Genomic DNA, 18,750 nt, shown 5'->3' with positions numbered 1-18,750 from the left:
TCACAGCTGCTTCTCCAGCAGCACCTTTCCGTCGTTCATCGACACCATCTGCACAGCGGCGATGTCGTCGCGCTGCATCGGCGTCGTCCCGCTCGGCAGCGCGGTGGCGCCGGGAATCCCCAGCCACGTCGCGATCTGCGACCGGGTGCCGTCGCGGGCGATGACGACCATGCCGAGATCCTTGGGCGGCGCGGAACCGTCACCCCACTCGCCGTAGGAGCACGACATGTCGATGCGGGTGCCCCAGCCGAAGTCGGTCAGCGCGATGCTGGCGTTGATCGGCGTCGGAGCCATCTTGACCATGTCGACCATCTGCGCGGTGTTCTGGGTGTCGGGGGTGGTGTCGAGCCCGACGATCGCGGGCCGGGCCACCAGCAGGATGCCCACCGCCAGCACGGCGGCGGCCAATCCGACGACAGCCGAGGTGACCCACCGGCTGCGGCGCCGGCGCCACCGCACCTTGGCCAGCACGGAGTCGAGCACCTCGGGTCGCAGCGGCGGATCCGGCTGCTCCTCTTCGAGTGCTGCGACGTCGTCGGCGGTGAGCAGGCCGAGCAGGCCCGGCATGCCGGACAGTTCGGCCACGGCGCCGCGGCACTCGGCGCAGCGGGCGAGGTGGGCCTCGTACTCGAGGCGCTCGTCGCTGCTGAGTGAGCCCAGCACATAGGCGGCGTCCCAGGTCACGTACCGGTCGTCGCGATCGTTGATGGTCATCGGGTCACTCCCATCTCCTGGAGTCCCAATCTCAGGGCCCGCATGGCGTAGTGCAGCCGGGATTTCACCGTGCCTTCGGCGATACCGAGGTCGGCGGCGATCTGCGCGGTCGTCCAGCCCTGGTAGTAGGCACGCCGGACGACGGCGCGATGTTCGTCGGTCAGCTGGGCCAGTGCGGTGCCGAGCAGGATGCGGTTCAGTGCGGTGTCCACCGCGTCGGACGACGCGCGGTCTGCGACGTCGTCGGGCACCGGTTCGTTCGCCTCGTTGCGGAACCGCGCGCTGCGCCGCTCGTCGATGATCATGTTGCGGGCCACGGTGAACAGCCAGGCCCGCGCGGAGCGCTCAGCGTCGGCGGTGACCGAGGGGTGTCGCCACGCCTTCAGCAGCGTCTCCTGGACCACGTCCTCGGCCCGGGCCCGGTCACCGGTCAGTCGCAGCGCATAGCGCCACAGCGCAGCACCGTGTTCGTCGTAGAGCACGCGCATCATGGCGGCCTCCGGATCGTCCATTCCCAACCTCCGTGTACTACACGGTGTCGGCGCCGGCCCGGTTCAACCCCCGAGAAGAAAATCAGAGAGTGAGAATTCTCGGCCCGTCGTCGGTGACCGCAACGGTGTGCTCCCAGTGTGCGGCCCGGGAGCCGTCTGTGGTGACCACAGTCCAGTCGTCGGCGAGGGTTCGCGTCTCGGTCGTTCCCAGCGTCAGCATCGGTTCGATCGCTAGCACCGAGCCAGGCGCCAGGTGGGGCCCCCGCCCGGGAGCGCCCTCATTGGGCAGGAACGGGTCCATGTGCATCTCGCGGCCGATGCCGTGGCCGCCGTAACCGGCGACGATGCCGAAGCGCCGGTCGTAGCGCTTCTCGGCGGCCCGGGTACCTGCTTCGATCGCATGGGAGACGTCCGTGAGCCGGTTCCCGGGCACCATCGCGGCGATTCCGGCCTCCATCGACTCGCGGGTCGCAGCCGAGAGGTTGGCGTCGGCCTCGATGAGGTCGCCGATACCGAAGGTGAACGCGGAGTCGCCGTGCCAGCCGTCGAGGATCGCGCCGCAGTCGATCGAGACCAGGTCACCGGCGGCCAGCGTCTCCGTCGCCGACGGGATGCCGTGCACGACGCGGTCGTTGACCGACGAGCAGATCGTGGCCGGGAACCCGTGATAGCCGAGGAAGGACGGGACCCCGCCACCGTCGCGGATCACCGCTTCGGCGACACGGTCCAGGTCCAGCGTCGACACCCCGGGTGCGGCCGCCTCGCGAACCGCACGCAGTGCCGCCGCCACCAGCGCGCCGGCAGCGGCCATCGCGTCGAGTTCCCCGGCGGTCCGCTGGGGAACGACTTTGCGGCTGCGCAGCCCGGGTAGGGACACCATGTCTAGTGGCCGAGCGCCTTCAGCGCGCGGGCGAACACCTCGTCGAGGTCGCCGACCGCGTCGACGGTGGTCAACGAGTCGCTGTAGTGGTCGAGCAGCGGGGCCGTCTCGTCCCGATACACCTTGAAACGGTTGCGGATCACGTCTTCGGTGTCATCGGCGCGGCCACGACCCTGCAGGCGCGAGACCAGCTCTTCCTCGGGCACCCTGAACTCCAGGACGGCGTCGAGCGAGAGGTTGCGCTTGGCGAGCATCTCGTCCAGCGCCTCGGCCTGCTCCACCGAGCGCGGGTAGCCGTCGAGGATGAAGCCGGCCTGGGCGTCCTCGTCGTCGAGCCGGTCGTCGACCAGCGCGTTGGTCAGCGAGGCCGGAACGAGGTCGCCGGCGTCGAGGTACTTCTTGGCTTCCACACCGAGCTCGGTGTTGTTGCTGATGTTGTACCGGAACAGGTCGCCGGTGGAGACGTGCGGCACGCCGAGCTTGTCGGCCAGCTTCTGGGCCTGGGTTCCCTTGCCCGCGCCGGGCGGTCCCAACAACACGATTCTCAACTTAGGAACCCTCTCTCACTTCAAAAAACCCTCGTAGTTGCGCTGCATGAGCTGGCTTTCGATTTGCTTGATGGTGTCCAGGGCGACGCCGATCGCGATCAGCACGGCGGTACCGCCGAACGGCAGGTTCTGTACCGACCCGGTGTTGCCGATCTCGAGGAACAGGTTCGGCAGCACGGCGATGACGCCCAGGTAGATCGAGCCGGGCAGCGTGATGCGGGAGAGCACGAACCGCAGGTAGTCCGCGGTCGGCTTGCCCGGCCGGATGCCCGGGATGAAGCCGCCGTACTTCTTCATCTCGTCGGCACGTTCGTCGGGGTTGAACGTGACCGAGACGTAGAAGTAGGTGAAGAACACGATCAGGCCGAAGTACAGGGCGATGTAGACCGGGTCCGCCGGATTGGTCAGGTAGTCGGCGACGAACGTCTGCCACCAGCCGTTACCGGGGTTGTCGCTGGCGCTCTGGATCAGCTGCGTGATCAGGTGCGGGATGTAGATCAGCGACGACGCGAAGATGACCGGGATGACGCCCGCCTGGTTCACCTTCAGCGGCAGGTAGGTCGACGTACCGCCGTACATCTTGCGGCCGACCATGCGCTTGGCGTACTGCACCGGGATACGGCGCTGGCCCTGCTCGACGAACACGACGCCGACGATGATGATCAGCGCTGCGATGGCGACCAGCGTCAACACCATGCCGCCACGGCTGTCCAGGATGGTCTTGCCCTCGCTGGGGATGCGGGCGGCGATACCGGCGAAGATCAGCAGCGACATGCCGTTGCCGACGCCACGCTCGGTGACGAGCTCGCCCATCCACATCACCAGTGCCGAACCGGCCGTCATCACCAGCACGATGATGACCAGGCGGAACAGGTTCATGCCCTCGCTCTGGCCCACGATGATGTCGAGCGTGCAGCCCTGCAGCAGCCCGCCGTTGGCGGCCAGCGCGACGATCGAGGTGGACTGCAGGATCGCCAGCGCGATCGCGAGGTAGCGGGTGTACTGCGTGAGTTTGGCCTGGCCGGCCTGTCCTTCTTTGCGCAGCTGTTCGAAGCGCGGGATCACGACACCGAGCAGCTGCACGATGATGCTCGCCGTGATGTACGGCATGACGCCGACGGCGAACACCGACAGCTGCAGCAGGGCGCCGCCGGAGAACAGATTGATCAGGGAGTAGATCTGTGCGGAGTCGCCGCCGCTGACCTGCGCGATGCACTGCTGCACGTTCGGGTAGTTCACCCCGGGAGACGGGACCGTGGCACCCACCCGATAGAGGATCACGACGCCCAGCGTGAACAGGATCTTTCGCCTCAGATCAGCTGTCCGCAGTGATGAGATGAAAGCCGAGAGCACTCTTTCCTCCTGCACGGCCAGCTGTGGTTCGTGGCGTGCTCATGTGGCTGGCGTGACCAGCGTCGGTTAAGTCTTGTGCGCGACGGTCCCGGGCAGGCGAAACGGCCTGCGCAGGTCACGCGTTGGAACAGTCTACGAGACTAACAGTTGCATCTTGGTTGCCCCGAATCTGACGGCCCCTCGCTGTACGACACGAGACTCGACGGAACCTCTCAGTTTCAGGGAATACAGTGCCGACAGATATTCGTTAACCGAACTAGCTAATTTCTGCGGACATCGCAGGACGACCTGGTTCCCGACAACAACAGGAGGCCGCCGTGGCGCGCACCGACAACGACACCTGGGATCTGGCATCCAGCGTGGGAGCGACTGCGACGATGGTCGCCGCCGCCCGGGCCGTGGCCAGCCGAGCCGACAAGCCCGTGATCAACGATCCGTTCGCCGAGCCCCTGGTGCGGGCCGTGGGCGTCGACTTCTTCACCAAACTCGCCACCGGCGAGCTGACTGCAGACGATCTCGACGTCGACGGCGAGAACCCTGTCGGGGTCACCAACTTCGCCGACATGATGGCCGGCCGGACCAAGTTCTTCGACGACTTCTTCACTGCGGCCGCGGCCGGCGGAGTCCGCCAGGCCGTCATCCTGGCCTCTGGTCTCGACGCCCGCGGGTACCGCCTGAACTGGCCTGCCGACATGGTGGTCTTCGAGATCGACCAGCCCGACGTGATCGCGTTCAAGCGGCAGACGCTGGCCGGTCTCGGCGTGGAGCCCACCGCCGACCTGAGGGCCGTCGCGATCGATCTGCGTCAGGACTGGCCGCGGGCGCTGGCCGAGGCGGGCTTCGACGCAAGCCGTCCCACGGCGTGGATCGCCGAGGGACTGATGGGTTACCTGCCCCCCGAGGCGCAGGACCGGCTGCTGGATCAGATCAGCGAGCTGAGCGCGCCGGGCAGCCGGGTGGCGGTCGAGGCGGTGCCGTCGCAACAACAGGCCGATCAGGAGGAGACGCGTGAGCGCATGCAGGCCTCTACCGACCAGTGGCGCGAACACGGCTTCGACCTCGAGTTCTCCGATCTGGTGTTCTTCGGGGAGCGCGCCGATGTCGCCGAGTACCTGACCGGCCGCGGGTGGACTGCGCAGGGCACGCCGGCCAACGACCTGCTCCGCCGGTACGGGTTGGCCCCGATCGACGCGGACCAAGGTTTCGGCGACGTCTCCTACGTCAGCGCCGAGAAGTAGGGCAGCCCGCATGGCGAGCGGCGCGAGGACCGACAATGATCAGTGGGATCTGGCGTCGAGCGTCGGCGCCACCGCGACCATGGTCGCGGCCGCTCGCGCGGTCGCCAGCCGGGAACCCGATCCGCTGATCGACGACCCGTTCGCCGCACCGCTGGTGCGGGCAGTCGGTGTCGATTTCTTCACCAAGCTCGTCGACGGTGAAGTGTCGTTGGAGGACGGCGACCAATCCGGGGTCGCGCGGGTGATGACCGACGTGATGGCCGTACGCACGAAGTTCTTCGACGACTTCTTCGCCGGCGCGACGGCCGCGGGAGTGCGCCAGGCGGTGATCCTGGCTTCCGGCCTGGATGCGCGCGCCTACCGGCTGGACTGGCCCGACGGCACCGTCGTGTTCGAGATCGACCAGCCGCAGGTGCTGGATTTCAAGGACGCCACGCTGGCCGCGATCGGGGCCCGTCCGTCCGCGGACCGGCGCGCGGTGGCCGTCGACCTGCGCGACGACTGGCCCGCCGCGCTGCGCGAGCACGGCTTCGACCCGACCGCACCGACTGCGTGGACCGCCGAAGGCCTGCTCGTGTACCTGCCCCCGGACGCGCAGGACCGGCTCTTCGACGCCATCACCGAACTGTCGGCGCCCGGCAGCCGGCTGGCCACCGAATACCACCCCGACGCCGGCGCATCCCTCGGGGAACGTTCCCGCGCGCTGCGGGAGCAGTGGAAAGCACACGACAAGGACGGCAACATCCCCGATCTCGGAGAGCTCTTCTACCCCGGTGAGCGGACTCCCCCGGCCGACTACCTTGCGGGACTGGGGTGGGAGGTCAGCACGCGGTCGCGCCCCGAGGTGTTCGCCTCCTACGGGCGGACGTTCGGCAGCGGAGAGTTCCTCGACACGTTGAAGAACTCGCTGGCGCTCACGGCGGTGAAAGCGTGAGCCGCACCGACGGAGACTCCTGGGATCTCGCCTCCAGCGTCGGGACGACGGCGACACTCGTCGCCGCCGGACGGGCGATGGCCACCGCCGCGCCCGAGGCCCTCATCGACGACCCGTTCGCCGCTCCCCTGGTGCGCGCGGTCGGCGTCGACTTCTTCACCGCGATGGTCGACGGCACGCTGGACACGGCAGCCCTGAGCGCGCTGTCCCCGGCGCGGGCCGAGGCGATGATCGACGGGATGGCGGTCCGCACCCGCTTTTTCGACGACTGCATCCTGGCGGCGACGGCCGCCGGCATCCGCCAGGTGGTGATCCTGGCGTCTGGTCTCGACGCCCGCGCCTACCGGCTCGCCTGGCCCGACGAGACCACCGTGTTCGAACTCGACCAACCCGAGGTGATCGCGTTCAAGTCCTCGACACTGGCCGCACTCGGCGCCCAACCCACGACGGAGAGGCGCGCGATCGCCGTCGACCTGCGTGAGGATTGGCCGAAGGTCTTGCGCGACAACGGTTTCGATGCAGGCGCCCGCACGGCATGGGTGGCCGAAGGTCTGCTGATCTATCTGCCGCCGCAGGCGCAGGATCAGCTGTTCGATCGCATCACCGCGCTCTCGGCACCGGGCAGCACGATCACCACCGAGTACGTGCCCGGCATCGTCGACCTCGACGAAGAGAAAGCACGCACTGCGACGGCACCGCTACGCGAGCACGGTCTCGACGTCGACATGCCCTCGCTGGTCTACACCGGGCCGCGGACCCCGGTCCCCGACTACCTGCAGTCGGCAGGCTGGCACGTCACCGCGGCAGCGCGCGAAGAGTTGTTCACTCGCTACGGCAGGCCGCAGCCCCCAGATGGCGACGCCGTCGACCCGTTGGGCGAGATCATCTACATCAGTGCCGAATTGCACGCCGGGCTCAGTACCGTGACGCCCCCAGCCACAGCACGTTGACGCCGGTCAGCGACCGCTGAGACTGCTCGACCACCTCGGTCAGCGAACGCACCGCCACCACGCTGAACAGTTCCGACAGCGACGCCGCTGCGGGTTGCGATGATGCCTTGGGCCGCAACATGTCTCGCAGCGACGAGCCGGGCAGCTGCAGAATGTCGACCTTGGTGCCCTCGGCGATACCTGCCAGGGCTTTGGCCCTGGTGATCGCCGTGCGCAGACCGCCGAGCTCGTCGACGAGACCACGCTCGAGCGCGTCGGCGCCCGTCCACACCCGGCCGCGGGCCACGTCGTCCACCGCTTCCGGGGTCATGCCGCGGCCGTCGGCCACGCGGTGCACGAAGTCGGTGTAGAACAGGTCGGCCTCGGCTTCCACCTGGGCCTTCTGCTCGTCGGTGAACGGCGCGTTGACCGACCACGCGTCGGCGTTGGCGTTGGTGCGCACCGTGCCCGAACCCACGCCGAGCCGGTCCTTCAGATCGCGTGCCACCAGCTTGCCGGTGACGACGCCGATCGAGCCGGTGATCGTCGCGGCGTTGGCGACGATCGCGTCGGCTGCCATCGACACGTAGTAACCACCCGAGGCGGCCACCGCGCCCATCGAGGCCACCACCGGTTTGCCGCTCTCGCGCAGGCGCACCACTTCGCGCCAGATGGTCTCCGACCCGGTGACCGAGCCCCCGGGGCTGTCGACGCGCAGCACGACCGCCGCGACGTCGTCGTCGGCGCCGGCCTGTCGCAGCGCGGCGGCGATGGTGTCCCCGCCGGCGCTCGCGCCGCCCAGCGGCGAGACCGGACGCCCCTTGCCGCTGACGATCGGTCCGGCCAGTGTCACCACGGCGATCCCGCGCCGGCCCCGGCCCGGCAGCGGCGGGGTCGGCATCGAGGGCCGGTTGGTGCGTGCGTAGCGGGACAGGAACAGCCGCGGCGCGGCCTCGCTGTCCTCGGCCGGCGCACCGGCCATCTCGGCGATGCGGGTGTACGCCTCGTCGCGGAACCCGATGCGGTCCACCAGCTTCGCGGTCACGGCGTCGTCGCGCAGCAGCGGCGCCCGGTCGGCCAGGCCGTCCAGGTCCCCGACCTCGATGCCCCGCGACGCGGCCACGGCCTCCCACACCTGCGCGCGCAAGCTGTTGACCAACGCAGTGTCGGCCTCGCGGTGCGCCTCGGTGTACCCGTCCTGGGTGAAGAGGTTTGCCGCGGACTTGTATTCGCCGCGGGCGGTGAACTGCGCCTCGACGCCGAGCTTGTCGAGTGCGTCCCGGAGGAACAGTGCGCTGGTCGCGAAACCGACCAGCCCGACGGTTCCCGACGGCTGCATCCACACCTCGCCGAATGCCGATGCGAGGTAGTACGACAGCGTGCCCGGGTAGGTCTCCGCCCACGCCAGCGACGGCTTGTGCTCGGTGAACGCCGCGATCGCGGCACGAAGCTCCTGCACGGGTCCCGGTGGGGCGGCGTCGATCTGGACGCGCGCGATCAGTCCGGAAACGCGGGGATCCTCGGCGGCGCGGTGGATCGCGGCGACGGTCTCGCGCAGAAGCAGTGGTCGACTGGAGCCGAAAATGCCCGAGACCGCCGCGATGGGGTCGAAACCGGCGGTCTCCGCCGGCGCCTGCTGCAGGTCGATCTCCAGGATGGCGCCGTCGGGCACTCCTTGATGGCGGGCGGTGTCGACCTTACGAACCAACTCGCGGACGTCGTCGAACCCGGGAACACCTGAAAGCACAGAAACCATGGCTCCGAGCGTACCGACGCCCGGAGCGACGCTCAGCGCCCGACGAAGCGGGCTTGCTGCGGGCAGTACGCCTGCACCGACAATTTCAGCAGGCTCCCGGCCTGGCCGCGATCGAGGCCCCGGCTGGACAGTTGACTGACGACCCCGCGCACCGCGGGCACCGGATTGACGCTGTTGGCGGCCAGGGAAGAGGTCAGTAGCTCGCACACCTGCTTGCCCACCGCGGGCAGATCGGTGTTCGGCGCGAACGGGATGCCCAGCTTGGTCACCGCGGCGGTGAACGCCTCGTCGGTGGTCTGCGCCTGCGCGGGTGCCGCCATACCGAGGGCGATCCCGGCGGCGACGAACGCCGCAACTGCGCGCCGGTTGATCATTGCAAGCTGCTCCTTCGTCCCCGTGTCAAACGTCTCCCCGGTCGACAACTCTGTCGTCTCCGGACGGCTCGACGTTACCGTCCACCAACCAAAAACCCCCGCCGGAGCGGGGGTCCTTGGCTGTGTATCGCCTTACAGTTCGGTCGCGCTGCCGCCGGCGGCGGTGATCGCCTCGCGGGCGCTGCCGCTGAACTTGTGAGCGGTGACGTCGACCTTGGCCGACAGCTTGCCGTCGCCGAGGACCTTCACCGGAACGTTCTTGCGGACCAGGCCCTTGGCCACCAGCTCGTCGACACCGATGGTGCCGCCCTCGGGGAACGCCTTGGCGATGTCGCCGACGTTGACCACGCCGTACTCGGTACGGAAGCGGTTGCGGAAGCCCTTGAGCTTGGGCAGGCGCATGTGGATCGGCATCTGGCCGCCCTCGAAGCCCACCGGGACGTTCTTGCGAGCGCCGGTGCCCTTGGTGCCGCGGCCCGCGGTCTTGCCCTTGGAGCCTTCACCACGACCCACGCGGGTCTTCGGCGTCTTCTCCCCGGGAGCCGGCCGCAGGTCGTGCAGTTTGATCGGAGCCATGGGTTAAACCTCCTCCACCGTGACGAGGTGGTGCACGGTCTTGATCAGTCCGCGTGTCTGCGCGTTGTCCTCGCGCACGACGGACTGGCGGATCTTGCGCAACCCGAGGGTCCGCAGGGTTTCCCGCTGCTTCCAGCGGGAACCGATGGTGCTGCGCACCTGGGTGATCTTGAGTTCTGCCATGTTCCTAAGCCGTTCCCTCACGCGCGGCGCCTGCGGCTGCAGCCTCGGCCTCACGACGAGCCCGGAGCATGCCGGCGGGTGCCACATCTTCGATCGGGAGGCCGCGGCGAGCCGCAACCTCTTCGGGGCGCTGCAACAGCTTCAGCGCGGCGACGGTCGCGTGCACCACGTTGATCGCATTGTCGCTGCCCAGCGACTTGGCCAGCACGTCGTGCACGCCGGCGCATTCCAGCACCGCGCGGCACGCACCACCGGCGATGACGCCGGTACCGGGGCTGGCCGGGCGCAGCATCACGACGCCGGCCGCGGCCTCACCCTGCACGGGATGGGTCACGGTGCCGCCGATCAGCGGGACGCGGAAGAAGTTCTTGCGTGCTTCCTCGACACCCTTGGCGATCGCGGCGGGCACCTCTTTGGCCTTGCCGTAGCCGACACCCACCATGCCCTTGCCGTCGCCGACGATCACCAGCGCGGTGAAGCTGAACCGGCGACCACCCTTGACGACCTTCGAGACGCGGTTGATCGCGACGACGCGCTCCAGGTACTGGCTCTTCTCGCGGTCGTCGCGTCCGCCCCGGCCACCGCGATCATCGCGGCGGCCCCGGCCACCGTCACGGCCACCGCCGCGATTGTCCTGCGCCGAACCGGCGCCAGCCTGCTCGGCCATCATGCAGTCCTCTCGTTGTACGTCATCAGAACTTCAACCCGCCTTCGCGCGCCGCGTCGGCCAGTGCCGCGATACGTCCGCCGTAGGTGTTGCCACCGCGGTCGAACACGACCTGATCGATGCCGGCGGCCTTGGCGCGCTCGGCGATCAGCTGACCCACCCGCGTGCTGGCGGCCTTCTTGTCACCCTCGAGCGCACGCACGTCGGCCTCGATGGAGGAGGCCGCCGCCAGCGTGACGCCCTGGGCGTCGTCGACCAGCTGCACGTGGATGTGCCGCGACGAGCGGTTGACCACGAGGCGCGGCCGCTCGGCGGTGCCGGCGACCTTCTTGCGCAGCCGCGCATGCCGGCGCGTGCGCGCCGTACGGCGAACCTGGGACACGTTCTTGCCGACCGGGGTGTGCCCGGTCGCTGCTGGGGTTTTGGTGTTGGTAGCCATCTACTACTTACCTGTCTTTCCGACCTTGCGGCGGATCTGCTCGCCTTCGTAGCGAATGCCCTTGCCCTTGTAGGGATCGCTCTTACGGAGACGACGGATGTTGGCCGCGACCTGGCCGACGGCCTGCTTGTCGATGCCCGAGATCGAGAACTTCGTGGGCGTCTCGACCGCGAAGGTCACGCCGTCGGGGGCGTTGATCAGCACCGGGTGGCTGTAACCCAGGGCGAACTCGAGGTCGCTGCCCTTGGCCACCACGCGGTAACCGACGCCGAAGATCTCCATCTTGGTGGTGTAGCCCTGCGTCACGCCGGTCACCAGGTTGGCGATCAGCGTGCGGGACAGTCCGTGCAGAGAGCGGTTGCGCCGCTCGTCGTTGGGCCGGGTCACCACGATGGCGCCTTCGTCGTCGCGCGACACCTCGATCGGCTCCGCGACGTCCAGGGTCAGCGTGCCCTTGGGGCCCTTGACCTCGACGTTGCGTCCGTTGATGGTGACGTCGACACCGGCGGGAACCGGGACCGGCTGCTTTCCAATGCGAGACATGTGACTAGTCCTCCCTCACCACACGTAGGCGAGGACTTCGCCGCCGACGCCCTCACGGGCGGCCTGGCGATCGGTCCTCAGACCGGACGACGTGGAAATGATGGCCACACCCAGCCCGCCGAGCACGCGCGGCAGGTTGGTGGACTTGGCGTACACGCGCAGACCGGGCTTGCTCACCCGGCGCAGGCCGGCGATGCTGCGTTCCCGGCTGGGCCCGTACTTGAGTTGCACGACGAGGGCCTTGCCCACGCGGGCGTCCTCGGTGCGGTAGTCGCTGATGTATCCCTCGGACTTCAGGATCTCGGCGATGTTCGCCTTGATCTTGCTGTGCGGAAGGGTCACTTCATCGTGGTACGCCGAATTGGCGTTGCGCAGACGTGTCAGGAAGTCTGCGATCGGATCCGTCATGGTCATGACAGCCGGTTCACCTTTCTCGCGGCGGTTCCCCTCTTGAATGACTCAAGCGGGGCCTGCCGCAACATGTTCTGGTTGGGTCTGGGATTACCAGCTGGACTTCTGGACACCGGGCAGTTCGCCGGCGTGTGCCATCTCGCGAAGGCAGATACGGCACAGGCCGAACTTGCGGAACACCGCGTGCGGGCGACCGCAACGGTTGCAGCGCGTGTAGCCCCGCACCTTGAACTTGGGCTTCTTGTTGGCCTTGTTGACCAGAGCCTTCTTTGCCATTGCTCAGTTCTCCTTGAACGGGAAGCCCAGCGCCCGCAGCAGCGCCCGACCTTCGTCGTCGTTGGTCGCCGTGGTGACGACGGTGATGTCCATGCCACGCGGGCGGTCGATGCTGTCCACGTCGATCTCGTGGAACACCGACTGCTCGGTCAGGCCGAAGGTGTAGTTGCCGGTGCCGTCGAACTGCTTGCCGCTGAGGCCGCGGAAGTCGCGGATACGCGGCAGCGAGATCGAGATGAGCCGATCCAGGAACTCCCACATGCGGTCGCCGCGCAGCGTGACGCGGGCACCGATGGGCATGCCTTCGCGCAGCTTGAACTGGGCGATGGACTTACGGGCCCGGCGGATCTCAGGCTTCTGACCGGTGATCAGCGCGAGATCGTTGACCGCGCCGTTGATCAGCTTCGCGTCGCGGGCGGCGTCACCGACACCCATGTTGACGACGACCTTGACCACGCCCGGGATCTGCATCACGTTGGCGTAGCCGAATTCCTTCTGCAGCGACTCGCGGATCTCTTCGCGGTAGCGCTGCTTCAGGCGGGGCAGGGTCTTCTCTGCGTTCTCTACAGTGGTCATCTCGCTCAGATGTCCTTGCCGTTGGTCTTGGCGATGCGGACCTTCTTGCCGGTCTCGTCATCGATGCGGTAGCCGACGCGGGTCGGCTTGCCGTCGGAATCGAGCAGCATCACGTTGGACACCGCGATCGCGGCTTCCTGGGTGACGATGCCGCCGGAGGAGGCGCCCCGCTCGTTGGCGGACTGCGCGGTGTGCTTCTTGATCCGGTTCACGCCCTCGACCAGGATCTTGTTGCGCTCGGGGTAGGCCACGAGGACCTTGCCCTTGGCGCCCTTGTCCTTGCCCGAGATGACGAGCACCGTGTCGCCCTTGCGAACCTTCATCACAACACCTCCGGGGCGAGCGAAACGATCTTCATGAACTTCTTCTCGCGCAGTTCGCGACCGACCGGCCCGAAGATGCGGGTGCCGCGCGGGTCGTTGTCGGCCTTGATGATGACGGCGGCGTTCTCGTCGAACTTGATGTAGCTGCCGTCGGCGCGGCGGCGCTCCTTGACGGTGCGCACGACGACGGCCTTGACGACATCGCCGCGCTTGACGTTGCCGCCGGGGATGGCGTCTTTGACGGTGGCCACGATGACATCACCGATGCCGGCGTAGCGCCGCGACGAGCCACCGAGAACGCGGATGCACAAGATCTCCTTGGCGCCCGTGTTGTCGGCGACCTTGAGCCGCGATTCCTGCTGAATCACTCGATCTCCTCGACCTGGGTTTTCGTATGCACGCAGGATTACCGACCCTGACGTGCGCGGTCTGTGTCACCTAAAGAGCACGCAGGGTTTTCCCGCACGCGAGATAACCGAGGTCTGCCCTAGGCAACCCCTACATACTAGGTGCGCTCGGCGAATGCACCAAATCGCTGGTCAGTCGGGGCGATCAGTCCTTGTTGAAAGCTCGGGCGAAGTCGCGTTCGAGGTCGGTGTACGGCGCACCGGACACGTCGATTCTCACCTGCGCGATGGCGCCGCCGGTGAACGGGAACGGCGCGGCGAACGCACGCGACACGGGCGAACCGCTGTTCGCACCGACGCTCAGGCTGGCACTGGCCAGACCGAACGTGCCCGGGTGTACGCGCATCTCGCGGTACTCGGCCACCTGCGCATCACCGATGTAGAGCGCTGCGTCGCCGATCGGAGTGTGGGAGCCTTGCGCCGTTCCCGTCAGCGTGAACGCGACACCGAAGGTGTGCTGTCCGGGCGTCAGCGGCTCCGTCGACGACAGGGTCTGTTCCTGCTCGCCGAGGAAGTTGTAGCAGAAGTGCAGTCGGTCGTCCTGCACGTACATCACGTAACCACCATGTGCGCCGCCGTGTTTGACGATCACACCGTCGGCACCGCCTGAGTCGACGCTGACCTCCGCGAGCACGGCGAACGACCGTCCCCGCAGTTCCACCACCGCGCCGATGCCGACGTCCGCGGTCCCGGGATAGTAGGTGTAGGACTGGCGCTCACCGGCGATGTAGGGCCGCCACCGCGACATCGTCTCGAGGATGTTCAGATCGGACAGCGGGAGCCCGTTGTATTTCGCCGCCTCGGCGAACCACAGATCGACCATCTCCGAGAGCTTCTCGGGATGTTCGGCGGCCAGATCGTGACACTGGCTGCGGTCGGCCTCGATGTGGAACAGCTCCCAGCGGTCGTCGTCGAAGTGCGACCAGCCCGCAGGCGATGCGGCGTGCACCGTGTTGGCGAACCAGCCCTTGTGCCAGACGCCACGCGTGCCGAGCATCGTGTAGAACTGTGTCTCCTTGCCCGTCGGGGCATGCGGATTCTCCAGAGCCACTTTGAAACTCACGCCATCGAGCGGCTTCTGTGGCACCCCGCGCACGAGCGCGGGCGGGGTGATGTCGAGCAGGTCGTAGATCGTGGGCGTGACGTCGGAGACGTTGACGTAGTTGTCCCTCACCTCGCCGTGCGCGGCAATTCCCTTGGGCCAGGACACAATCGCGGTGTCGGCGATCCCGCCCTCATGGGAGGCGTAGCGCTTGTAGAGCTTGTAGGGGGTGTTGAACGCCATCGCCCAGCCGATCGGGTAATGGTTGTAGGTCTGCGGGCCGCCCAGATCGTCGAAGTGTTTGAGGCTCTCCTCGACTGAGTCGATGTAGCCGTTGAAGAACTTGACCTCGTTGACCGATCCGTTGGGTCCGCCTTCGCCGCTCGCGCCGTTGTCGGAGATCACGACGATGATCGTGTTGTCGAGCTGGCCTGATTCCTCGAGATAGTCGAGGACGCGGCCGATCTGGTCGTCGGTGTAGGACAGGAACCCGGCGAACACCTCCGCCATCCGGCTGAACAACCGCTTCTCGTCATCGGTGAGGTCATCCCACGGCCGCACGGTGTCCTGGGCGGGCCACGCCTGGCCGTCCGGGCCGGTGACATCCGAATACGGGTTCATCGGAGAGAGTTCGGTGTCGGGCGGCACGATTCCGAGTCTCTTCTGGTTCTCCAGCACGACCTCGCGGTAACGCTCGTAGCCCATGTCGAACGCGCCGGCGTACCGGTCGGCCCACTCGGCGAACACGTGGTGCGGCGCATGTCCGGCGCCCGGGCAGAGGTAGGTGAACCACGGCTTGTCCGGGGCGATCACCTTGGCGTCCCTGACGAACTCGATCGTTTTGTCGGCCAGGTCTTTCGACAGGTGGTAGCCCTCTTCGGGCGTCGCCGGCGGCGGGACCGGATGGTTGTCGTAGACCAGCTCCGGATACCACTGGTCGGTCTCCCCGCCCATGAACCCGTAGAACCGTTCGAACCCACGGCCCAACGGCCAATGACGTTTGGTCGAGGCGAGATTGGACTCCTCGAGCGGGGTGAGGTGCCACTTGCCGACGCAGTAGGTGTTGTAGCCGTTCTCGGCGAGCACCTCAGGAAGCAGCGCGGTGTCGAACGGAATTCGGCCGTTGCAGTTGGGGAAGCCGTCGGTGAACTCCTCGATGGTGGCCATCCCCACCGTCGTGGCGTTGCGACCGGTCAGCAGCGAGGCGCGCGTCGGGCTGCACAGCGCGGTGGTGTGAAATTGGGACAGGCGCACTCCCCGTTCGGCGATGCGGCTCATCGCGGGCATGTTGACCAGCCCGCCGAAGCAGTCCCACGTGGCGATGCCGGTGTCGTCCCAGACAAGGTAGAGGACGTTGGGCGCCTCGGGCTGAGCGACAGGGGCCGCGTACGGGGCCCAGTCGGGTTCGGAATCCCGGATGTCGAGTTCGATCTTGCCGTTGAATTCCGAGGCCATAGCGCCGGACAGTACACCCAGCGAAGGTCACCAGCAGGCAAAACCCCCGCCGCCTGGTGGCGTACGGGGGTTTTGACAGGCTGTGCCGCTTTGCGTTACTTGGCCTTTTCGAGGACCTCGACGAGCCGCCAGCGCTTCGTCGCCGACGTCGGCCGGGTCTCCATCAGCGAGACGCGGTCGCCGACACCGGCATCGCCGTTCTCGTCGTGCGCCTTGACCTTGGTCGTGGTCCGAATGATCTTGCCGTACAACGGGTGCGACTTGCGGGACTCGAGCTCGACGACAATCGTCTTCTGCATCTTGTCCGACACGACGTAACCGATGGCGGTCTTGCGACGGCCGCGCGGCTGCTCGGTCCGAGGGGTGTTCTTCTCACCCTTCACGGTGTCTGGCTGCGTTTCTGCCATTAGGAATCCTCACCTCCGGGTCCGGCGGCCAGACCCAACTCACGTTCGCGCAGCACGGTGTACACCCGTGCGATCTCCTGCCGGACGACACGCAGCCGGCGGTTGTTGGCAAGCTGGCCGGTCGCCATCTGGAAGCGCAGGTTGAACAGCTCTTCCTTCGACTCGCGCAGCTTGTCGGTCAATTCGTCGTCGGTGAGCTCACGGAGCTCTCCCGTCGAAACTCCTACTGCCATCAGAAGGTCTCCTCTCTGGTGACGATGCGAGCCTTGATCGGCAGCTTGTGGATGGCACGGGTCAGGGCGGCCCGTGCGGTCGCCTCGTCGGGGTAGCTCAGCTCGAACAGCACGCGGCCCGGCTTGACGTTGGCCACCCACCACTCCGGCGAACCCTTACCGGAACCCATGCGGGTCTCGGCGGGCTTCTTGGTCAGCGGGCGGTCGGGGAAGATGTTGATCCACACCTTGCCGCCACGCTTGATGTGCCGGTTGATGGCGATACGAGCGGACTCGATCTGCCGGTTGGTGATGTAGGCGTGCTCCAGTGCCTGGATGCCGTAGTCACCGAAGCTGACCGTCGTGCCGCCGCTGGCGACGCCGCGCTGCCGCGGGTGATGCTGCTTGCGGTGCTTGACCTTGCGGGGAATCAGCATGACTAGCTCTCCGTGTTTTCCGGGGCGGATGCACCCGCAGCAGCGGTGACCTCAGCGGGTGCTTCTGCCGGGCTCTCGGTGGCGGCCCGACCGGCGTCGGTGCTCGTCGCCGTGGTGCCCGATGCGCCGCTGCGGCGCGGCCGGGTGCCCGACGGACGCTCGCGACGCGGGCGGTCCGCAGCGGGTGCGGCGGCGGACAGCTCGCGCTTGCCTCCGACGATGTCGCCCTTGTAGATCCACACCTTCACGCCGATCCGGCCGAAGGTGGTCTTGGCCTCGTAGAGGCCATAGTCGATGTCGGCGCGCAGCGTGTGCAGCGGCACTCGACCTTCGCGGTAGAACTCCGAGCGGCTCATCTCGGCGCCACCCAGGCGACCCGAGCACTGCACCCGGATGCCCTTGACGTTGGGCTGACGCATCGCCGACTGGATCGCCTTGCGCATCGCACGGCGGAACGCCACGCGGTTGCTCAGCTGTTCGGCAACACCCTGGGCCACCAGCTGCGCCACCGACTCGGGGTTCTTGACCTCGAGGATGTTCAGCTGGACCTGCTTACCGGTGAGCTTCTCCAGGTCGGCGCGGATGCGGTCGGCCTCGGTGCCGCGGCGACCGATCACGATGCCGGGGCGCGCGGTGTGGATGTCCACCCGAACGCGGTCACGCGTGCGCTCGATCTCGACGTCGGCGATACCGGCGCGCTCCAGGCCCGTGGCCAGCAGCTTGCGGATCGCCACATCTTCCTTGATGTAGTCCGCGTACTGCTTGTCGGCGAACCACCGCGACTTCCACTCGGTCGTGATGCCGAGACGGAAACCGTGCGGATTGATCTTCTGACCCACTACTCCGAGCCTCCCTTGTTGCTGGCGGCCTTGCTGGCCTGCGCGCGGCGAGCGCGTGCTGCGGACGCAGACGCACCCTGCCTGCCTGCGTTCTTGGCCGGTCGGCTCTCCACGATCACGGTGATGTGGCTGGTGCGCTTACGAATCCGGTACGCACGACCCTGCGCGCGCGGCCGGATGCGCTTGGCCGTCGGCCCCTCGTCGGCCATGATGGCCGCGACCACCAGCGTGGTCGGGTCCAGCCCGTCGTTGTTCTGCGCGTTGGCAGCAGCGCTCGCGATCACCTTGGCGACCGGCTCGCTGGCGGCCTGCGGCGCCCAGCGGAGGATGTCGAGGGCTTCCTCGACGCTCTTCCCGCGGACCAGGTCGATGACGCGGCGGGCCTTGGTGGCCGAGACGCGCACGAAGCGCGCCTTCGCCGACGCGGACGGATATTCGATGGCTGTAGTCATGATTAGCGCCTCTTGGCCTTCCGGTCATCCTTGATGTGACCCTTGAAGGTGCGGGTGGGGGCGAATTCGCCCAGCTTGTGCCCGACCATCGACTCGGTGACGAACACCGGCACGTGCTTGCGACCGTCGTGGACGGCGAAGGTGTGGCCGATGAAATCCGGGATGATGGTGGACCGGCGCGACCAGGTCTTGATGACCTGCTTGGTGTTCTTCTCGTTCTGCACGTCGACCTTCTTGAGCAGATGGTCGTCGACGAACGGGCCCTTTTTGAGGCTGCGTGGCATCGCT

26 protein-coding genes and 1 pseudogene are annotated in these 18,750 nt (G+C 67.4%); 3 read left to right on the top strand and 24 right to left on the bottom strand.

Annotated elements, in window-relative coordinates; all coding sequences use genetic code 11:
- The 5 genes from ACZY1G_RS10380 to secY all read right to left on the bottom strand — a co-directional run bounded on the left by ACZY1G_RS10380 (position 1) and on the right by secY (position 3,986).
- Complete coding sequence (locus ACZY1G_RS10380) at positions 1-714, bottom strand: zf-HC2 domain-containing protein (RefSeq protein ID WP_463814183.1); 714 nt, start codon at positions 712-714, stop codon at positions 1-3.
- Positions 711-1,226 (bottom strand): sigma-70 family RNA polymerase sigma factor, encoded by a 516-nt coding sequence (locus tag ACZY1G_RS10375; RefSeq protein ID WP_463814182.1) that lies wholly within the window; start codon positions 1,224-1,226, stop codon positions 711-713. Before ACZY1G_RS10375 ends, ACZY1G_RS10380 begins: the two co-directional genes overlap by 4 nt.
- Before the next feature lie 61 nt (positions 1,227-1,287).
- Positions 1,288-2,085: a type I methionyl aminopeptidase gene (map, locus tag ACZY1G_RS10370; RefSeq protein ID WP_463814181.1), complete on the bottom strand. Its 798-nt coding sequence runs from the start codon at positions 2,083-2,085 to the stop codon at positions 1,288-1,290.
- A gap of 2 nt (positions 2,086-2,087) precedes the next feature.
- Positions 2,088-2,633: an adenylate kinase gene (locus ACZY1G_RS10365; RefSeq protein WP_463814180.1), complete on the bottom strand. Its 546-nt coding sequence runs from the start codon at positions 2,631-2,633 to the stop codon at positions 2,088-2,090.
- Between the two features lie 15 nt (positions 2,634-2,648).
- Entirely contained in the window at positions 2,649-3,986 is a 1,338-nt protein-coding gene (secY, locus tag ACZY1G_RS10360) for a preprotein translocase subunit SecY (protein WP_463814179.1), read from the bottom strand.
- 317 nt (positions 3,987-4,303) lie between these two features.
- Here secY and ACZY1G_RS10355 point away from each other — a divergent pair, with 317 nt between their 5' ends.
- The 3 genes and pseudogenes from ACZY1G_RS10355 (at position 4,304) to ACZY1G_RS10345 (ending at position 7,108) form a co-directional block, all read left to right on the top strand.
- Complete coding sequence (locus ACZY1G_RS10355) at positions 4,304-5,224, top strand: SAM-dependent methyltransferase (RefSeq protein ID WP_463822330.1); 921 nt, start codon at positions 4,304-4,306, stop codon at positions 5,222-5,224.
- Between the two features lie 10 nt (positions 5,225-5,234).
- Positions 5,235-6,086, top strand: a pseudogene (locus tag ACZY1G_RS10350) (class I SAM-dependent methyltransferase); the annotation flags it as partial.
- 68 nt (positions 6,087-6,154) lie between these two features.
- A complete protein-coding gene (locus ACZY1G_RS10345; RefSeq protein ID WP_463822329.1) occupies positions 6,155-7,108 on the top strand; it encodes a class I SAM-dependent methyltransferase in 954 nt (317 codons plus the stop codon).
- Here ACZY1G_RS10345 and sppA read toward each other — a convergent pair.
- The 19 genes from sppA to rpsS all read right to left on the bottom strand — a co-directional run bounded on the left by sppA (position 7,074) and on the right by rpsS (position 18,746).
- Positions 7,074-8,843, bottom strand: coding sequence for a signal peptide peptidase SppA (gene sppA / locus ACZY1G_RS10340; RefSeq protein ID WP_463822328.1), 1,770 nt, complete (start codon positions 8,841-8,843; stop codon positions 7,074-7,076). The two genes, ACZY1G_RS10345 and sppA, sit on opposite strands and share 35 nt — an antisense overlap.
- Positions 8,844-8,875: 32 nt before the next feature.
- Positions 8,876-9,217, bottom strand: a complete 342-nt coding sequence (locus tag ACZY1G_RS10335) for a DUF732 domain-containing protein (RefSeq protein WP_463814175.1) — start codon at positions 9,215-9,217, stop codon at positions 8,876-8,878.
- 132 nt (positions 9,218-9,349) lie between these two features.
- A complete protein-coding gene (gene rplO / locus ACZY1G_RS10330) occupies positions 9,350-9,793 on the bottom strand; it encodes a 50S ribosomal protein L15 (protein WP_463822327.1) in 444 nt (147 codons plus the stop codon).
- Positions 9,794-9,796: 3 nt separating this feature from the next.
- Entirely contained in the window at positions 9,797-9,976 is a 180-nt protein-coding gene (gene rpmD, locus ACZY1G_RS10325; RefSeq protein ID WP_046362692.1) for a 50S ribosomal protein L30, read from the bottom strand.
- Between the two features lie 4 nt (positions 9,977-9,980).
- Positions 9,981-10,643 carry a 30S ribosomal protein S5 gene (rpsE, locus tag ACZY1G_RS10320; RefSeq protein ID WP_048425044.1) on the bottom strand — a complete coding sequence of 221 codons (663 nt, stop codon included), beginning with the start codon at positions 10,641-10,643 and terminating at the stop codon, positions 9,981-9,983.
- Between the two features lie 25 nt (positions 10,644-10,668).
- Positions 10,669-11,082 carry a 50S ribosomal protein L18 gene (gene rplR, locus ACZY1G_RS10315; RefSeq protein ID WP_463814174.1) on the bottom strand — a complete coding sequence of 138 codons (414 nt, stop codon included), beginning with the start codon at positions 11,080-11,082 and terminating at the stop codon, positions 10,669-10,671.
- Positions 11,083-11,085: 3 nt separating this feature from the next.
- Entirely contained in the window at positions 11,086-11,625 is a 540-nt protein-coding gene (gene rplF / locus ACZY1G_RS10310; protein WP_463814173.1) for a 50S ribosomal protein L6, read from the bottom strand.
- 15 nt (positions 11,626-11,640) lie between these two features.
- Positions 11,641-12,039: a 30S ribosomal protein S8 gene (gene rpsH / locus ACZY1G_RS10305; protein ID WP_463814171.1), complete on the bottom strand. Its 399-nt coding sequence runs from the start codon at positions 12,037-12,039 to the stop codon at positions 11,641-11,643.
- A gap of 87 nt (positions 12,040-12,126) precedes the next feature.
- Positions 12,127-12,312, bottom strand: coding sequence for a type Z 30S ribosomal protein S14 (locus ACZY1G_RS10300; RefSeq protein ID WP_011778599.1), 186 nt, complete (start codon positions 12,310-12,312; stop codon positions 12,127-12,129).
- A gap of 3 nt (positions 12,313-12,315) precedes the next feature.
- Complete coding sequence (gene rplE, locus ACZY1G_RS10295; protein WP_463814170.1) at positions 12,316-12,888, bottom strand: 50S ribosomal protein L5; 573 nt, start codon at positions 12,886-12,888, stop codon at positions 12,316-12,318.
- 5 nt (positions 12,889-12,893) lie between these two features.
- Positions 12,894-13,211, bottom strand: coding sequence for a 50S ribosomal protein L24 (gene rplX / locus ACZY1G_RS10290; protein WP_043405792.1), 318 nt, complete (start codon positions 13,209-13,211; stop codon positions 12,894-12,896).
- Entirely contained in the window at positions 13,211-13,579 is a 369-nt protein-coding gene (rplN, locus tag ACZY1G_RS10285) for a 50S ribosomal protein L14 (RefSeq protein ID WP_024440402.1), read from the bottom strand. The genes rplX and rplN overlap by 1 nt, the downstream gene beginning before the upstream one ends.
- A gap of 184 nt (positions 13,580-13,763) precedes the next feature.
- Positions 13,764-16,115 carry an arylsulfatase gene (locus ACZY1G_RS10280; protein WP_463822326.1) on the bottom strand — a complete coding sequence of 784 codons (2,352 nt, stop codon included), beginning with the start codon at positions 16,113-16,115 and terminating at the stop codon, positions 13,764-13,766.
- 95 nt (positions 16,116-16,210) lie between these two features.
- Positions 16,211-16,522 (bottom strand): 30S ribosomal protein S17, encoded by a 312-nt coding sequence (rpsQ, locus tag ACZY1G_RS10275; protein ID WP_463814168.1) that lies wholly within the window; start codon positions 16,520-16,522, stop codon positions 16,211-16,213.
- Positions 16,522-16,755, bottom strand: a complete 234-nt coding sequence (gene rpmC, locus ACZY1G_RS10270) for a 50S ribosomal protein L29 (protein WP_046362683.1) — start codon at positions 16,753-16,755, stop codon at positions 16,522-16,524. The genes rpsQ and rpmC overlap by 1 nt, the downstream gene beginning before the upstream one ends.
- Complete coding sequence (rplP, locus tag ACZY1G_RS10265) at positions 16,755-17,171, bottom strand: 50S ribosomal protein L16 (RefSeq protein WP_221358061.1); 417 nt, start codon at positions 17,169-17,171, stop codon at positions 16,755-16,757. Before rplP ends, rpmC begins: the two co-directional genes overlap by 1 nt.
- A 2-nt stretch (positions 17,172-17,173) precedes the next feature.
- Positions 17,174-18,010 (bottom strand): 30S ribosomal protein S3, encoded by an 837-nt coding sequence (gene rpsC / locus ACZY1G_RS10260; RefSeq protein ID WP_463814167.1) that lies wholly within the window; start codon positions 18,008-18,010, stop codon positions 17,174-17,176.
- On the bottom strand, positions 18,010-18,462 hold the full coding sequence (gene rplV / locus ACZY1G_RS10255) for a 50S ribosomal protein L22 (RefSeq protein WP_463822325.1): 453 nt from the start codon (positions 18,460-18,462) through the stop codon (positions 18,010-18,012). The genes rpsC and rplV overlap by 1 nt, the downstream gene beginning before the upstream one ends.
- Positions 18,463-18,464: 2 nt before the next feature.
- Complete coding sequence (gene rpsS / locus ACZY1G_RS10250; RefSeq protein ID WP_006245110.1) at positions 18,465-18,746, bottom strand: 30S ribosomal protein S19; 282 nt, start codon at positions 18,744-18,746, stop codon at positions 18,465-18,467.
- Positions 18,747-18,750 lie beyond the last annotated feature (4 nt).

The sequence above is a fragment of the Mycobacterium sp. IDUB_5 genome (assembly GCF_055419565.1).
Note: the sequence above shows the minus strand (reverse complement) of the source record. Positions and strands in the feature narration are given on the sequence as shown.

Excerpts from the sequence above, each read along its gene's own strand:
- ACZY1G_RS10380 (WP_463814183.1), bottom strand. The coding sequence starts at position 714 with ATGACCATCAACGATCGCGACGACCGGTACGTGACCTGGGACGCCGCC.
- ACZY1G_RS10375 (WP_463814182.1), bottom strand. The coding sequence starts at position 1,226 with ATGGACGATCCGGAGGCCGCCATGATGCGCGTGCTCTACGACGAACAC.
- map (WP_463814181.1), bottom strand. The coding sequence starts at position 2,085 with ATGGTGTCCCTACCCGGGCTGCGCAGCCGCAAAGTCGTTCCCCAGCGG.
- sppA (WP_463822328.1), bottom strand. The coding sequence starts at position 8,843 with ATGGTTTCTGTGCTTTCAGGTGTTCCCGGGTTCGACGACGTCCGCGAG.
- ACZY1G_RS10335 (WP_463814175.1), bottom strand. The coding sequence starts at position 9,217 with ATGATCAACCGGCGCGCAGTTGCGGCGTTCGTCGCCGCCGGGATCGCC.
- rplO (WP_463822327.1), bottom strand. The coding sequence starts at position 9,793 with ATGGCTCCGATCAAACTGCACGACCTGCGGCCGGCTCCCGGGGAGAAG.
- rpmD (WP_046362692.1), bottom strand. The coding sequence starts at position 9,976 with ATGGCAGAACTCAAGATCACCCAGGTGCGCAGCACCATCGGTTCCCGC.
- rpsE (WP_048425044.1), bottom strand. The coding sequence starts at position 10,643 with ATGGCCGAGCAGGCTGGCGCCGGTTCGGCGCAGGACAATCGCGGCGGT.
- rplR (WP_463814174.1), bottom strand. The coding sequence starts at position 11,082 with ATGGCTACCAACACCAAAACCCCAGCAGCGACCGGGCACACCCCGGTC.
- rplF (WP_463814173.1), bottom strand. The coding sequence starts at position 11,625 with ATGTCTCGCATTGGAAAGCAGCCGGTCCCGGTTCCCGCCGGTGTCGAC.
- rpsH (WP_463814171.1), bottom strand. The coding sequence starts at position 12,039 with ATGACCATGACGGATCCGATCGCAGACTTCCTGACACGTCTGCGCAAC.
- ACZY1G_RS10300 (WP_011778599.1), bottom strand. The coding sequence starts at position 12,312 with ATGGCAAAGAAGGCTCTGGTCAACAAGGCCAACAAGAAGCCCAAGTTC.
- rplE (WP_463814170.1), bottom strand. The coding sequence starts at position 12,888 with ATGACCACTGTAGAGAACGCAGAGAAGACCCTGCCCCGCCTGAAGCAG.
- rplX (WP_043405792.1), bottom strand. The coding sequence starts at position 13,211 with ATGAAGGTTCGCAAGGGCGACACGGTGCTCGTCATCTCGGGCAAGGAC.
- ACZY1G_RS10280 (WP_463822326.1), bottom strand. The coding sequence starts at position 16,115 with ATGGCCTCGGAATTCAACGGCAAGATCGAACTCGACATCCGGGATTCC.
- rpsQ (WP_463814168.1), bottom strand. The coding sequence starts at position 16,522 with ATGGCAGAAACGCAGCCAGACACCGTGAAGGGTGAGAAGAACACCCCT.
- rpmC (WP_046362683.1), bottom strand. The coding sequence starts at position 16,755 with ATGGCAGTAGGAGTTTCGACGGGAGAGCTCCGTGAGCTCACCGACGAC.
- rplP (WP_221358061.1), bottom strand. The coding sequence starts at position 17,171 with ATGCTGATTCCCCGCAAGGTCAAGCACCGCAAGCAGCATCACCCGCGG.
- rplV (WP_463822325.1), bottom strand. The coding sequence starts at position 18,462 with ATGACTACAGCCATCGAATATCCGTCCGCGTCGGCGAAGGCGCGCTTC.
- rpsS (WP_006245110.1), bottom strand. The coding sequence starts at position 18,746 with ATGCCACGCAGCCTCAAAAAGGGCCCGTTCGTCGACGACCATCTGCTC.